The sequence below is a fragment of the Streptomyces sp. NPDC046349 genome (assembly GCF_055587885.1).
In genome coordinates this window covers 321426-336551 of the sequence record NZ_JBVJFK010000010.1, presented here as the reverse complement: position 1 = coordinate 336551, position 15126 = coordinate 321426, and the positions used below count along the sequence as shown (strand labels likewise).

Below are 15126 nucleotides of genomic sequence, written 5' to 3'. Positions count from 1 at the left end.
TGCCGGGCGAGCTGCCGGTCCGGTGCCCGGAACCTCCCTAGCGTTCTGTCCACGGCCGGGCGGGCCCGCCCCCCGGACATCCACCCACCGACACAGAGGGTTTTGCGCCGTGGAGCAGCATGCCGTGGAGCAGCACGGAAAGGCCGAGCCGACCGCTCTGGACGTCGTCGTGACGACCATGGCCTCGGACTCGCACACCTGGAACCTGGTGTTCCTCCAGCTGCTGCTGGAGGAGCTCGGACACCGGGTCACCAACCTGGGCGCGTGCGTGCCGGACGAGCTGCTGGTCACCGAGTGCCGCCGGATCGACCCGGACCTCATCGTCCTGAGCAGTGTCAACGGGCACGGCTTCAACGACGGACTGCGGGTGATCGAGGCGCTGCGCGCCTGCCGGGAACTGGCCCGCACGCCGACCGTGATCGGCGGCAAGCTCGGGATCTCCGGCGCCGGCTCCGGGACCCCGGCCCGGCAGCGGGCGCTGCTGACGGCGGGCTTCGACGGGGTCTTCGAGGAGGGCGGCTCGGTGCTGGACTTCCAGGCCTTCGTCGGTTCGCTGCCCGCCGGGCCGCGCGCGATGCCCCCCGGATCCGAGGCGCGGGCACTGCCCGCCGGGTCGGGAGTGCTGCTGTGACCGCCGCCGGGGGCGGCGCTCCCGCCGTACCCACCGACGCAGCGGTGTCGCCCTCCGGCTTCGGCGCCTTCGTCGCCCGGGCACGGGCGGCAGGCACCCTGGTGGTCCAGCCCAGGATGGGCATGGCCGACCCGCTGCGGATGCGCGACGGCCTGCGCGCCACCCGGGACGCGGACGCCGTCACCGTCGGCACCGTCACCCTCGACAGCTACACCCGCACCGGCGACCTCGAAGCCGTCCGGCGCGCGCTGGCCGAGGGCGTCGGCCTGAACGGCTACCCGATCGCCACGCACCCCGCCGACACCACCCGCGCCGTCCTGCGGGGCGTCGCCGACGCCCGCTTCCCGGTACAGGTCCGGCACGGGTCGGCGATGCCCGAGCACATCGTCCGCGCACTGCTGGCGGTCGGCCTCGACGCCACCGAGGGCGGGCCGGTCTCGTACTGCCTGCCGTACAGCCGTACACCGCTGCGCGAAGCGGTCGCCGCCTGGCGGCGCAGCTGCGAACTGCTGGCGTCGACCCGGGAGTACGGGGCCGAGCCGCACCTGGAGACCTTCGGCGGCTGTCTGATGGGCCAGCTCTGCCCGCCGAGCCTGCTGATCGCGGTCAGCGTGCTGGAGGCACTGTTCTTCCGCCAGCACGGCTTGGCCTCCGTCTCGCTGAGCTACGCCCAGCAGGCCGACCCGCGCCAGGACGAGGAGGCCCTCACCGTCCTCGGCAGGCTGGCAGGGGAACTCCTGCCGGACGTCGACCACCACGTCGTCCTCTACGCCTACATGGGCGTCTTCCCGCGCACGCCCGGCGGAGCCCGGCTGCTGCTGCAGGACGCGGCCCGGCTGGCGGTGCGCGCCGGCGCCGCCCGACTGATCGTCAAGACCACAGCCGAAGCGCACCGGATACCGACGGTGGGGGAGAACGTCCGGGCGCTGGAGACCGCCGCCGCGGCTGCCGCCGACGAGCGCTCCCGCCCGGCGCCGACCGCCCTTCCCGGCCCGCACGCCGCCGGATCCCCCGGCGGCTTCGACCGCCTCGACGATCCCGGCGCATCCGGCGGCTTCGACCGCCTCGACCGCCTCGCCATGGCCGACACCGGCATCGAGGCCGAGGCACGGGCGCTGATCGGCGCCGTGCTGGAGCTGGACGCGGACGTGGGCCGAGCCCTGGTGCGCGCCTTCGCCGCCGGCTACCTGGACGTCCCCTACTGCCTGCACCCCGACAACGCCGGCCGGGCCCGCACCTCCCTCGCGCCCGACGGCCGCCTTCTCTGGTCGAGCGTCGGCTCGATGCCGATCGCCGGTCTGGCGGAGGAGGGCCCGCGTCCGCCGATCCTCGGCGCGGCCGGACTGATCTCGGCGCTCTCCCACGTCCAACGGACCTACGACGACCGCGCCGCAGCCCCCTCCGCCGCCGCTGCCGCCCCCGGCGCGCCCCGCATGCCCGTACCGCCGCCTACGACGTCCACGCCACGACGAGAGTTGGGACCGACCACATGACCACCGACGGGCACACGGCCCCCGCCGCACCCATCCCGGACCCCGGGCGCCACCTGACGGCCCCGGCCACCCGCAGCGCGCTGCGGATCCAGCACCAGCTCCTCTTCTCCGCCCGCGAGTTCCTGCGCGGACGGGGCTTCACCGAGATGCTGCCGCCGATCATCGGGCCGGTCACCGACCCCGGTTCGCGCGGCTCCAAACAGGTCGACGTCGACTTCTACGGCCACCGCTACAAGCTGATGACGAGCGCCATCCTCTACAAGCAGGCCTCGCTGCTGGCCTTCGACAAGATCTTCTGCATCGCCCCCAACGTCCGGCTGGAGCCGCTGGAGACCGCCGGCACCAGCCGCCACCTGGCCGAGTTCCACCAGCTCGACGTGGAGATGGCCGGCGCGAGCAGGGACGACGCCGTACAGCTCGTCGAGGAGCTGGTGGTGCACATGGTCGACAGCACGGTCCGCGAGCTGCCCAAGGAGTTCGCCGAACTCGGCCGGGACACGCTTGCGCTCACCGAGCTGCTGAAGGGGTCCTTCGGCCGGATGCGGCACGCCGAGGCCGTCACGGAGCTGCGGGGGCTCGGCCACCCCCAGAGCCCCGACGCCGAACTGGACTGGGACGGTGAGGCTTTGCTCTCCGCCCAGCGGGACCGGCCGTTCTTCGTCACCGACTATCCCAAGGGTTCACGCGGCTTCTACGACCGCGAGGACCCCGAACGGCCCGGCCTGTTGAAGAACTTCGACCTGATCGCCGCCGAGGGCTACGGCGAGCTGTGCAGCGGCAGCCAGCGCACCAACGACTACGCGGAGATCGTCACCCGGATGCGGGAGACCGGCGAGAATCCGCAGAAGTACCGGTGGTACCTCGACCTGGTCCGCGAGGGCGTGCCGGGCAGCGCGGGCTTCGGCATCGGAGTGGAGCGGCTGACCCGCTACGTCGCCGGGCTCGACGCGGTCTGGCAGGCCAGCGCCTTCCCGAAGCTGGCCGGGGTGGTGTCCCCGTGAGCGACCTGTCCGCGCCCGGCTTCCCCGAGGAGGAGGTCCGCCGCCGCGCCCGGGCCGGCGCGGCGGCCGCCTTCCCGCCGCCCGGAGACTACGGCCGGGTCCTGTTCGGCGCGGAGCACGACGCAGACCGGCGGCCGGACGGTGAGCGGGATCCGCTCGACGCCCTGCGGATCACCCCGCCGGTCCTCATGCCGCAGCGCCTCGCCCGGCTGATCGACCTCGGCCGCGAGCCCGACTACCGCGACGTCGGACTCACCACGGGCATAGGCGGGTTCACCTCGTCCCTGCCGGTGTACGTGTCGGCGCTCGGCTCCACCCGGGCGGCCGGCGGCGATCTCGGTCTCGCGCTCGCCCGGCAGGCCGGCGCGCTCGGCATCCCCATGGTGATCGGCGAGAACGTCGTCCCCGTGAACGGCTACGGCAGGCAGGGCGAGGCGGCGGACCGGGCGCTCCTCGGCCGCCTGCGCGCCTACGCCGAGCACCTGCCCGAGGGGCGGGGCGGGGTGGCCGTCCAGCAGTCCACCGAGGACGCCGACGCCGAGGTGTGGAACCTCGTCCACAGCGACCCGGCGGCGCTGCCGCTCCTCGAATCCGGCCGGTTGGCCTTCGAACTGAAACTCGGGCAGGGAGCCAAGCCGGGTCTCGGCGGAATGACCGTCCTGGACGCCGAGGCGGCCGCCCGGATCGGCGACCGGTACGGGCTGGACGACGTGTTCGGCGACGGCCGCGTGCTGCGCTCCAGTACCCCCGGCACTTTCACGGCCGAGATCCTGCGCCAGCAGATCCGTCTCATGCGCAACAACTTCCCACGGGTCCGGGTCTGGGTGAAGCTCCACCCCGGCCGGGACGTCGCCGAGGCCGCCCGGGTGGCCGCCGAGGCGGGTGCGGACGCCGTCACCGTGGACGGCGCCGAGGGCGGCACCGGCTGGGCGCCCGGGGCCTTCCCGGCCCAGGTCGGCCTGCCGCTCGCCGAGTGCCTGCGCCGGCTGGCTGCCGCCGGGCCCCCACCGTGCCTGCTGGTCTCCGGACGGATGTGGGAAGGCGGCCGGGCGGTGAAGAGCCTGGCGCTCGGCGCCCGCGCGGTGGGGCTCGGCCGGGCGGCCCTGCTCGCCGCCGCCGAGGACCCGCAGGCCGGGCTGACCCGTTTCACCGAATGCCTCGCCCTCGAACTCCGACTGCTGATCAGCGCGCTCGGGAAATACTCCCCGGACGCACTGGACCGTCACGACGTATGGTCCCCGGATTTCCCGGAAATTCCCGCGGCCGGATAACCGAAAAGGCCTTTCCAGCAGCCCGTCGAGGCGCCGTCCGCGCCGCGGCGGGCTGCCCTCTCTGCGGCTTCCGGGCCCGTCGCAGGCACTTCCGGAGCGGCAGTTGAAACTGCCGATCGCCTTCCGGGCAATCTGCCGATCCGCCCGGAAAAGCGGCCCTATCGTCGAGACGACTACCCGCAGCGTCGTTAATTCATCGGGGTTGGATGATGGAATCTCGCGGTTTTCCCTTCATATCCGTCGCACGCCGGTACCCGGACCGCCCGGCCCTGAGGCTCGGGGCCCGGACCGTCGCCTACCGGGAGCTGGACGAGCTGAGCGGCGCCCTCGCCGCCCGGATCGCCGCCCGGACCGCGCCCGGCGCGACGGTGGCCGTCACCGGCCGGGACCGGCTCGACCACGTGGTCGGCCTGCTCGCCGCGCTCCGCGCCGGCGCCACCTACCTGCCGCTGGACCGGGAGGCCCCCGAGGAGCGCAACCGCTGGATCCGTGCGGACGCCGGCGCCGCCCTCGCCTACACCGGCGGTGAACTGGCCGAGGCCGACGGCCGGGCCGAGCCGGCAGGCGAGGAACGCGATCCGGACCGGCCCGGACCCGGCTCCGCCGGCTACCTCATCTACACCTCCGGCACCACCGGCCGCCCCAAAGGCGTGCACGTCCCCCTCGCCGCGCTGACCGGTCACCTGGCCGCCGCCGTCGAGTGCTTCGGCCTGACCGAGGACGACGTGGTGCTGCACTTGGCCCGTCCCACCGTGGACGTGGCCGTCGAACAGGTCCTCACCGCCCTTTCGGCCGGCGCCTGCATCGTCGTACCGCAGGAGCAACTCCTGGCCCCCGCAGCCCTGCTGGAGCTGCTGGACGCGGAGGGGGTCACCGTGGCGAACCTCGCCGCCGGCTACTTCCAGGAAGTGGTCGCCGCACTGCGGGACGACGCCCGCCCGCCGCGCACCCTCCGCTTGATGATCTCCGGCAGCGACCGGCTGCACCCGGCCGCCGCCGACCGCTGGCGCGCCGCCACCGGGGTCCCGCTGCTCAATGCCTACGGGCCCACCGAAACCGTCGTCACCGCCACCGTCCACGAGACGGCCGGCCCGGGCGCCGGCGAGGCCGTCACCGTCCCGATCGGCCGCCCGCTCGGCGGCCGCCGCGCGTACGTGCTGGACGACCGGCTGCGCCCGGTGGCGCCCGGTGCGTCGGGTGAGCTGTACCTCGGCGGGCCGGTGCTGGCCTCCGGCTACCACGGCCGCCCGGGCCTGACGTCGGGCCGGTTCGTCGCGGACCCCTTCGCGCCGGAGCCGGGCGCCCGCATGTACCGCACCGGCGACGTGGTCCGCCGGTCCGGCACCTGTGCACCGCTGGAGTTCGTCGGCCGTACGGACCACCAGGTGAAGGTCCGCGGCTACCGGGTGGAGCCCGGCGAGGTCGAGCAGGTGCTGGCCTGCCACCCGGACGTCGCCGCGGCGGTCGTGGTGGCGCACGAGGGCCGGCTCGCCGCGTACGTGACCGGCACCGGCGGCGGCGCCCCCGACCCGGCCGGGCTGCGGGCCCACCTGGCCGAGCGGCTCCCCGAGCACATGGTCCCCGCGACCGTCACCCCCCTGGACGCCTTCCCGCTCACCGCCGGCGGCAAGGTGGACCGGGCGGCGCTGCCCGAGCCCCAGGCCGAACCCGCCCCGCCGGCCGCCGGCCACCGCCCGCCCCGCACTCCGGCCGAGCAGCTGATCGCGGCGGTCTGGGCCGACGTACTGGGCGTGCCCGAGGTCGGCGCCGACGACAACTTCTTCCACCTGGGCGGGGACTCCCTCACCGCCGTGCGCGTGGTCGGCCGCGTCTTCGACGTGTTCGGCATGGTCTCCCCGTACACCATCTTCGACGCGCCGACCCTCGCCGGGTTCGCCGCCGCGGTCACCGCCGCCTCCGACGACGGCGAGCGCCCGCCGCTCGAGCGCACCGGTGCCGCCGAGGCGCCGCTGGCGCACTTCCAGCGCGGACTGTGGTTCCTGGACCAGTGGAACCCGGGCGCGCCCACCTACATCGTGCCCTGGGTGTTCCGGTTCGACGGGCCGGTCGACGCGGAGCTGCTCCGTCGGGCCCTGGCCGGCGTCATCGACCGGCACGAAGCGCTGCGCACCACCTTCGAGCTGCGCGAGGACGGCCCCCGACAGGTGGTCCACCCGTCCATGGAGCTGCCGTTCACCGTGGTGGAGACCTCTCCCGGCGCCGTGGACGCACTGCTCGCCGAGGCCGCGCTGGTCCCCTTCGACCTGGAGGCCGGCCCGCTGGTCCGCGCCCACCTCTACCGCACCGCAGACACCGCCACCCTGCTGCTGCTGTGCCACCACATCGTCTGGGACGAGGGCTCCCTGCCCGTCCTGGAGGCCGAACTGGCCGCCCTGTACGAGTCCCTGGCCGCCGGCCGGCCGGCGGACCTGCCCGAACTCGCCGTCCAGTACGCCGACTACAGCACCTGGCAGCACCAGGACGGCAGCGCCGACCGGCAGCTCGACCACTGGCGCGAACACCTGCGCGACGCACCCACCGAGCCCGTCCTGCCCACCGACCGGCCCCGCCCCGAACTCCAGGCGTTCCGCGGCGCTTTCCACCGCTTCGCGATGCCCCGCCCGGTCGCCGACTCCGTCCGGGCTCTCGCCCGCAGCGAGGACGCGACCCCGTTCATGGTGCTGCTCGCCGGGCTCGCCCTCACCCTCCACCGGCGGACCGGCCGGCGCGACCTGGTGCTCGGCTCCCCGGTGAGCGTCCGCGGCCGCGCCGAACTCGACGCGCTGATCGGCTACTTCATCAACCTGCTGCCACTGCGCGTCCGCCTCGACGAGGGGATGGACTTCCGCGACCTGGTCCGCCACGTCCGCGACGTGGCCATCGACGGCTACCGCCACCAGGAGGCGCCGTTCGACGCCATCGCCGGCGCGGTCATGCAGGAGCGCCCCGACGACCGGACCGAGGACCGCAACCCGCTCTGCCAGGTCCTGCTGGAACTGCACCCGCTGGACACCCGCCCGCTGACCATCGGCGGCACCCGCGTCACCCGCGAACTCCACTCCAACCCTGTCTCCCGATTCGACCTGTCGATCTCCGTCGACGACCGGGGCACCGACTTCACCGGCCGCTTCGAGTACGACTCCGACCTGTTCGACCCGGCCACCATGGCCGAACTGTGCGAGGCCTGGCTCGGCACCCTCGCCACCGCCGTCGAGGCCCCCGTGCACACGCTCTTCGAGGACCGGGCCGCCCGCGCCCCGCACGCCCTCGCCCTGGTATGCGGCGAGGACCGCCTCGACTACGGCACCCTGAACGAGCGGGCCAACCGACTCGCCCACCACCTCGGCGCCCGGGGCATCGGCCGCGGCGACACCGTCGCCGTCCTCGTCGAGCGCGGACCGGACCTGGTCGTCGCCCTGCTCGCCGCCCTCAAGGCCGGAGCCGCCTACACCCTGCTCGACCCGGACTTCCCGGCCGAGCGGCTGGCCGGCGCGGTCGCCGACTGCGGCGCCGCCCTGCTCGTCACCCACCGCGACGCGGGCCCGCCGTTCCCCGTCTCCCGCCACCTCGACCTGGACGCCGAGGCCGCCGCCGTCGCATCCCGCCCCGGCCACGACCCGGGCCTGCCGGTCACCGGCACCGACCTCGCCTGCGTGATGTTCACCTCCGGCTCCACCGGCCGCCCCAAGGGCGTCGCCGTCCCGCACCGCGCCCTCACCACCACCTACCTCGGCCAGGACTACGCCCGCTTCGGACCCGACGAGGTGTGGCTCCAGTGCTCGCCGGTCTCCTGGGACGCCTTCGCCCTGGAGCTGTACGGCGCACTCGCCTTCGGCGGGGTGTGCGTGCTCCAGCCCGGCCAGCGGCCCGACCCGCAGGCCGTCGCCGAACTCACCCGCCGGCACGGCGTCACCCAGCTCCAGCTGTCCGCCAGCCTGTTCAACTTCCTGCTGGAGGAGTTCCCGGAGACCTACGACGACCTCAAGGTGGCCTTCACCGCAGGCGAGCGGGCCTCCGTCACCCACGTCGGCAAGGCCCTCGACCAGTACCCGGACCTGGTCGTCGCCAACGGCTACGGCCCGGTCGAGAGCCTCGGCCTCACCACCAGCCACCGGGCCACCCCCGAGGACGCCGCGGGCGCCTCCATCCCCATCGGCCGCCCGCTGCACGGCAAGGCCGTCCACGTCCTCGACGAGCGGCTGCGGCCGGTCCCGGACGGCACCACCGGCGAGCTGTACGCGGCCGGCGGCGGGCTCGCCCTCGGATACGCGGGCCGGCCCGGGCTGACCGCGGAACGGTTCGTCGCCTCCCCGTTCGGCGCGCCCGGCGAACGCCTCTACCGCACCGGCGACCTCGGCCACCGCACGGCCGAAGGGGTCCTGGAGATCACCGGCCGGATCGACGAGCAGGTGAAGATCCGCGGCTTCCGCGTCGAGCCCGGCGAGATCGAGGACGCGCTCACCCGCCACCCGTCCGTGGCGGAGGCCGCGGTGACCGTCCACGAGCCCGCCCCCGGCGACCGACGGCTCGCCGCGTACGTCACCGCCGCCGGAGCGCAGGCGCCCGACGCGGACGCGCTCCTCGACCACCTGGCGGGTCTGCTGCCCGAGCACATGGTGCCGGCCACGCTCGACGTACTGGACGCGCTGCCGCTCAACCAGAACGGCAAGGTCGACCGCCGCGCCCTGCCCGCCCCCGCCGAGCGCCGCCGTGGCGCCCCGGCCGACCCTCTCGACCGGGACCAGCGGCTCGTCGCCGACGCCGTGCGCGATGTCCTGGAACTGGCCGACGACCTCGGCCCGGACGCCGACTTCTTCCGCATCGGCGGCAACTCGCTGGCCGCCGTACGGGTCGCCATGCGGCTCTCCCGGCAGACCGGCACCCGGGTTCCGCCGCAGGTGGTCTTCCGCGGCCGGACCGTCGCAGCCATCGCCCAACGGCTGGCCGCGCGATGACGCGCCACGCCGCCCGGCGGCCCGCCAGCGGGCCCGTCAGCCGACCCGTCAGCCCGTCCGGCACCCGGCCCGTCGCCCCGCCCGCCAGCCCGCCCGTCCGACCGAAGGGAACGAGGCCGTGAGCCCGTCCGCCGACCTGCCCGCCACGCCGCCGAGCCGCCCGCCGGCCGAGCCGCCCGCCGCCCCCACCGCCGGAGCGGCAGCCGTGCCGCCCGCCGGCCCGGTCCGTACCGCCCCGGTCACCGGCCTCCAGCGGGGCCTGTGGTTCCTCGACCGGTGGAACCCCCAGGCCGCCACCTACACCACCCCCTGGACGTACGACGTCACCGGTCCGCTCGACCTCGTACTGCTCCAGCGGGCGCTGGACGGGGTGAGCGCCCGGCACGAGGCGCTGCGCACCACCTTCGTCCTGCACGCGGACGGCCCCCGCCAGCACGTCCACCCCGCCCTGCCCGTACCCCTCGCCGTCACCGACCTGCGCGAACTGCCCCAAGCCCAGCGGGGCGGCCGTGCCGAGGAGCTGATCGCCGAACGGGCGGCCGAACCGTTCGACCTGGCCACCGGGCCGCTGCTGCGCGCCGAGGCCTTCCGGCTCGCCGACGACCGCACCACGCTCCTGCTCGTCGTCCACCACATCGTCTGGGACGGTTGGTCGGCCGAGCTCTTCGACCACGAGCTCACCGAGCTGTACCGTGCGTCCGCCGAGGAGCGGGCCCCCGTCCTGCCGGCGCTCAGCACCCAGTACGCCGACTGGGCCGAGGAGGAGCAGCACACCTCCTACGAGGAGCACCTCGCCCACTGGAAGCAGAGCCTCGACGGCGCCCCCACCCTGCTGGAACTGCCCGGCGACCGGCCCCGGCCGGCCGAGCGCAGCCGGCGCGGCGCCACCGAGCCGTTCGACCTCGCCCCCGGCGCCGCTGCCCGGGTGCGGGCGCTCGCCGAACAGGAGGGCGTCACCCCGTACACCGTGCAACTCGCCGTCTTCGCCATGCTGATGGGCCGCTGGACCGGTCGGGACGACCTGCTCGTCGGCACCCCCGTCACCACCCGCAACCGTCCCGAACTCGCCGACCTGCTCGGCTACTTCGTCAACCTGCTGCCGCTGCGCGTTCGGCTCGCGCCCGACGCCACCTTCCGCGGCCTGCTCGCCGACCTCCAGGACACCGCCTTCGACGCCTTCGGCTACCTCGACGTCCCCTTCGACCAGATCGTCGACCTGCTCGGCGCCACCCGCAGCCCGCAGCACCCGCCCCTGGTCCAGGTCGTGTTCGGCGCCCACACCGAGGACTCCACGCCGCTCGCCCTGGGCTCCGCGGTCACCGCCCGCCGTACCGTCCGCTCCAACGGCACCAGCAAGTTCGACCTCACCTGGTCCGTCTTCGAGGACACCGACGGCGGCGGCCTGCGCGGCGAAGCCGAGTACAGCACCGACCTGTTCGACGCCGGCACCGTACGCCGCCTCGCCGCCGACTACGCCGGCCTGCTGGACGCCGCCCTTGCCGACCCCGATGCCACCGTGCTCCGGCTCACCTCCGCCGGGCAGCCGCACCGCCCCGCACGGCTCGACCCCGGACACTGCCTGCACCACCTCTTCGAACGCGCGGCCGACGCGTACGGGGACCGGCCCGCCGTGAGCGACCCGGACGGCACCCTCGACTACGCCGAACTCGACCGCCGCGCCAACCGCCTGGCCCACACCCTGCTCGCCCGAGGCATCCGCCCCGGCGACCGGGTCGGCCTGCTGCTGGAACGCACCGCCGCCGTGCCCACCGCCATCCTGGCCGTCCTCAAGACCGGCGCCGCCTACGTACCGGTCGATTTGGCCGCGCCGGCCGACCGGGCCGCCCTGGTCTTCGCCGACACCGCCGTCACCCTGGTCCTCACCGACCGGCCCGACCGCGCCCCGGACGGCCCCTGGCAGACCCTCGACCTCGGCGCCGACGCGGCGGAGATCGCCACCCACCCGGCCGTCCGGCCTCCCGCCGCCGGCCGCCCCGGCGACATCGCCTACCTCATCCTCACCTCCGGCTCCACCGGCCGCCCCAAGGGTGTAGCCGTCGCCCACGAGCACGTCAGCCGGCTCCTCGACTCCGGCCGGGACCACTTCGGCTTCGGCCCGGACACCGTCTGGACCCTCTTCCACAGCTACGCCTTCGACTGGACGGTCTGGGAGCTCTGGGCCCCCCTGCTGCACGGCGCCCGCCTGGTCGTCGTACCCCACCTCACCAGCCGCTCGCCCGACGAGTTCGCCGGCCTGCTCGACGCGGAACGGGTCACCCACCTCTGCCTCACCCCCTCGGCGCTGCGCCAGCTCGAACCGGCCCTGCGCCGCCACCCCCGCGCCCTGCCCGCCCTGCGGTGGATCATGCTCGGCGGCGAGGCGCTCGACCCCGCCGCGGTCCGGCGCTGGCACGACCTCGAGCCGCTGCCGCCCGCCCGGCTCTGCAACCTCTACGGCATCACCGAGACCACCGTCCACGTCACCGCCCACGACGTCGCCGAGGGCGGTGCGGGCTTCGAGCGCAGCCTTGTCGGCGAACCCATGCCGCACCTCACCGCGCTCGTCCTGGACGACTGGCTGCGCCCCAGCCCGCCCGGAGTCCCCGGCGAGCTGTACATCGGCGGCGGCAGCCTCGCGCACGGCTACTGGGGCCGCCCCGGCCTCACCGCCGGCCGCTTCGTCGCCGACCCGTACGGTCCGCCCGGCGCCCGGCTCTACCGGACCGGCGACCTCGCCAGGCGGCTGCCCGGCGGCGGCCTGGAGTACCTCGGCCGGGCGGACTCGCAGGTGAAGCTGCGCGGCTTCCGCATCGAGCTCGGCGAGATCGAGAACGCCGTCGCCGCGCACCCCGAGGTGGACGCGTGCGTCGTCACCGTCCACGACGACCGGCTCGCCGCGTACGTCACCGGGAGCTCCCCGGCCGGGCCCGCGGACCTGCGGGCCTTCCTGGCCCGCTCGCTGCCCGAGTACATGGTCCCGGCAAGTGTCACCGTCCTCGACGCGCTGCCGCTCACGGTCAACGGCAAGGTCGACCGGGCCGCGCTGCCCGACCCCGACCGTGCCGCACCCGCGGCGGCCGGCCGCCACGTCGAGCCGCGCACGCCGGAGGAGGAACTGTTCGCCGGGGTCTGGACGGAGGTCCTCGGCGTCGGCGGAATCGGCGTCCACGACGACTTCTTCCACCTCGGCGGCGACTCCATACGCGCCGTCCAGCTGGCCGGCGCCCTGCACGACCGGGGCTGGCAGGTCAGCCTGCGGGACGTCTTCAACGCCCCGACCGTCGCCGGACTGCTGCCGCTGGCCCGCCCGGCGGCCGCCGACCCCGCCGCCGACCGGCCGTTCGCACTGATGGCCGAGGAGGACCGGGACAAGCTGCCGCCCGGGATCGCCGACGCCTATCCGATGGTCTCGATGCAGCTCTCCATGGTCTTCCACATGGAGGTCGCCGGAGGCACCGACAGCTACCACAACGTCAACTCGTACCGCATATCCGGCGACCTCGACGAGAGCGCGCTGCGCCGCTCCGTCGAGGAGGCCATGGCCCGCCACGCCGTCCTGCGCACCGGCCTCGACCTCTCCGGCTACGGCGAACCGCTCCAGCTCGTGCACGCCGCGCTGCCCGTGCCCGTCGAGTTCGCGGACCTGCGCGGATCGGCCGCGGCCGAGCAGGACGACCAGGTCCGCGCGGTCTTCGAGCACCACCGCGACCGGCCCTTCGACCTCGCCGAACCACCGCTCTTCCGGGTCACCGTCCAGCGGCTGGCCGACGACGCCTTCCAGCTCACCATCTCCGAGCACCACGCCATCCTCGACGGCTGGAGCTTCACCTCCCTCCTCACCGAGATCCTCGAACGGCACACCGCGCTCGCCGCCGACCCGGCCTCCGCGCCGACGCCGCCGCCGCGCACCGCCTTCCGGGACTTCGTCGCCGTGGAACGCGAGGCCGCCGCCGACCCGGACTCCCTGGCGTACTGGCGGAGCCGGCTCGACGGTGCCACCGGCCAGCTCTGGCCGGGCAGCGAAAACGTCCATGAACTGCCGCGCACGGTCGAACGGGTGCTGCCCGACGCCCCCGGGCAACTGCGTACCGTCGCCGATGCCGTCGCCGTCCCGGTCAAGTCGGTCGCGCTCGCGGCCCACCTGCACGCGCTGGCCGAGATCACCGGGCGCCGGCGGGTCACCACCGGGCTCGCGATGAACGGCCGCCTGGAACGGCTCGGCGGGACCGAGGTGTACGGGCTGTTCCTCAACACGGTCCCGCTCGTCGCGGAGCCGCACGGCGACGACCTGGCCGCGCTCGTACGGCACGTACACCGGGAGGAGCTGGACATGATGCCGCACCGCCGGGTGCCGTTCGCCCGCCTGGCCCGGATGATGGCCGACACCGCGCTGGACAGCCAGTTCGGCTACCTGCGCTTCCATGCGCTGGGCCGGCTGAGCGCGGCGCGCATCGAGGACGGCCGGATCGGCTGCGAGCCGACGCTGCGGCACGAGCCCAACAGCTTCGCCTTCGGCGCCTCGCTGATCCAGGACCCGGTTTCGCAGCGCGTACTGCTCGCCGTGGACCACCAGCGGTCGGTGGTGGACGACGCCACGGCGGAGCGGTTCATCGACGCCTACACCGAAGCCCTGGCCCGCCTGTCGGCCACCGCCTGACCGGACCCGGCCCGCGGGTCGCCCGACGGCGGCCCTGCCCCGGGCCGTCGACCGGGCTCCACCGACCGCCGGCGGACCGGGCCCGGCCGAGCGACCCACCGGACCCGGGGCAACTCACGGGGCACCGGTCCTGCCCGGCCGGCAGGCCCGAGCCCCGCCCGGACCTGGGCCGTCTCGCTCGGATGTTGCCGGCCCGCGCCGCCCGGCAGCGCACCTCGCGGCGTTGTCGGATCACCCGGGCGTCCGGCACACGGGAGCCCTCTCCGCCGTGCCACGCACGGCACCCGAGCCGACGCGGGGCCGAGCGACACGACCCGGACGACACGACCCGGAGGCACCGGACCCGTTTACAGACCCAGGGCGGAGCCCGCCCCGCCCGCCCGGCTGCCGCCGGGGCCCCACCGCCGCGGGCCGCCCGCCTGCGGCGGGTGGCGCCGACCCCGACCACCGGGCCGACCGGTCGGGGGTCCGACGCCCGCCCGGGATCGGACCGGGAACCGCCGACCCGAACGGCCGTGCCGGTTCCGCCGATGTGGCGGAACCCGTGCCGCAGACCGCCTGCGGCCGTGGTGCCGGGTCCGTCCGGATGCTGGTCGGACGGCCGTCGGCCCTACGGGCGGGCCGTAGCGGGTGGCCCTGACCGGGGCAACGCCCCGTGGGCCCGGCAGGCCGTGCCGGTTCCGCAGGGTGGCAGCGGGTACGGCGGCCGCTCGCGCGGCGAGTGGCCGCGGTTCGGCCGGCTGTTGGCGGTGCCCCGGTCGGGGCCGGGGTGCGGCGCCCGTACGGGCCGCGCACCGCCGTCCGCACCGGGCAGGGGAGCGCGCCTGCCAGGCCGCCCTTGGGGCGGGCCGAACCGGTCCGCCCGCCTTCGGTCCGGCCGGGCCGGTCCGGTCGGCCTGCCGCCTGTGCGGCGGGTGGTGCCGGTCCCGTCCGGCTCTCGGCCCGGCCGGGCCGGGTGGCGTGCCCGTTCCGGTCCGGCACCCGGGGCAACGCCCCGTCGGCCTGCCGCAGACCGCGGTCGCCGGGTCCCGGGCCGACTGCCGCACGGCCCGCCCGCGCCGCGACCCCGGGGTTCCGTCCGGCCCGGCGGTCCCGGCCGCGCCGCCGGCCGTCCGGGC

The 15126-nt window shown here is 75.3% G+C and carries 6 protein-coding genes; all 6 read left to right on the top strand.

Features of this window, described 5'->3' with window-relative positions:
* The first annotated feature begins 109 nt into the window (after positions 1–109).
* The 6 genes from ACZ6JS_RS24740 to ACZ6JS_RS24715 all read left to right on the top strand — a co-directional run bounded on the left by ACZ6JS_RS24740 (position 110) and on the right by ACZ6JS_RS24715 (position 14008).
* On the top strand, positions 110–631 hold the full coding sequence (locus ACZ6JS_RS24740) for a cobalamin B12-binding domain-containing protein (protein WP_469300990.1): 522 nt from the start codon (positions 110–112) through the stop codon (positions 629–631).
* Positions 632–675: 44 nt separating this feature from the next.
* Complete coding sequence (locus ACZ6JS_RS24735; RefSeq protein ID WP_469301068.1) at positions 676–2124, top strand: methylaspartate mutase; 1449 nt, start codon at positions 676–678, stop codon at positions 2122–2124.
* Positions 2121–3125: an asparagine synthetase A gene (locus ACZ6JS_RS24730; protein WP_469300988.1), complete on the top strand. Its 1005-nt coding sequence runs from the start codon at positions 2121–2123 to the stop codon at positions 3123–3125. The genes ACZ6JS_RS24735 and ACZ6JS_RS24730 overlap by 4 nt, the downstream gene beginning before the upstream one ends.
* The gene (locus ACZ6JS_RS24725; protein WP_469300986.1) at positions 3122–4396 is read left to right on the top strand and encodes a glutamate synthase-related protein; all 1275 of its coding nucleotides are present in this window, start codon (positions 3122–3124) and stop codon (positions 4394–4396) included. Before ACZ6JS_RS24730 ends, ACZ6JS_RS24725 begins: the two co-directional genes overlap by 4 nt.
* Before the next feature lie 206 nt (positions 4397–4602).
* Complete coding sequence (locus ACZ6JS_RS24720; RefSeq protein ID WP_469300985.1) at positions 4603–9351, top strand: amino acid adenylation domain-containing protein; 4749 nt, start codon at positions 4603–4605, stop codon at positions 9349–9351.
* Positions 9352–9469: 118 nt separating this feature from the next.
* Positions 9470–14008, top strand: coding sequence for an amino acid adenylation domain-containing protein (locus ACZ6JS_RS24715; protein ID WP_469300983.1), 4539 nt, complete (start codon positions 9470–9472; stop codon positions 14006–14008).
* Positions 14009–15126 lie beyond the last annotated feature (1118 nt).

What these genes read in the sequence shown, in the direction of transcription:
- ACZ6JS_RS24720 (WP_469300985.1), top strand. Translation starts at nt 4,603, where the DNA reads ATGATGGAATCTCGCGGTTTTCCCTTCATATCCGTCGCACGCCGGTAC.
- ACZ6JS_RS24730 (WP_469300988.1), top strand. Translation starts at nt 2,121, where the DNA reads ATGACCACCGACGGGCACACGGCCCCCGCCGCACCCATCCCGGACCCC.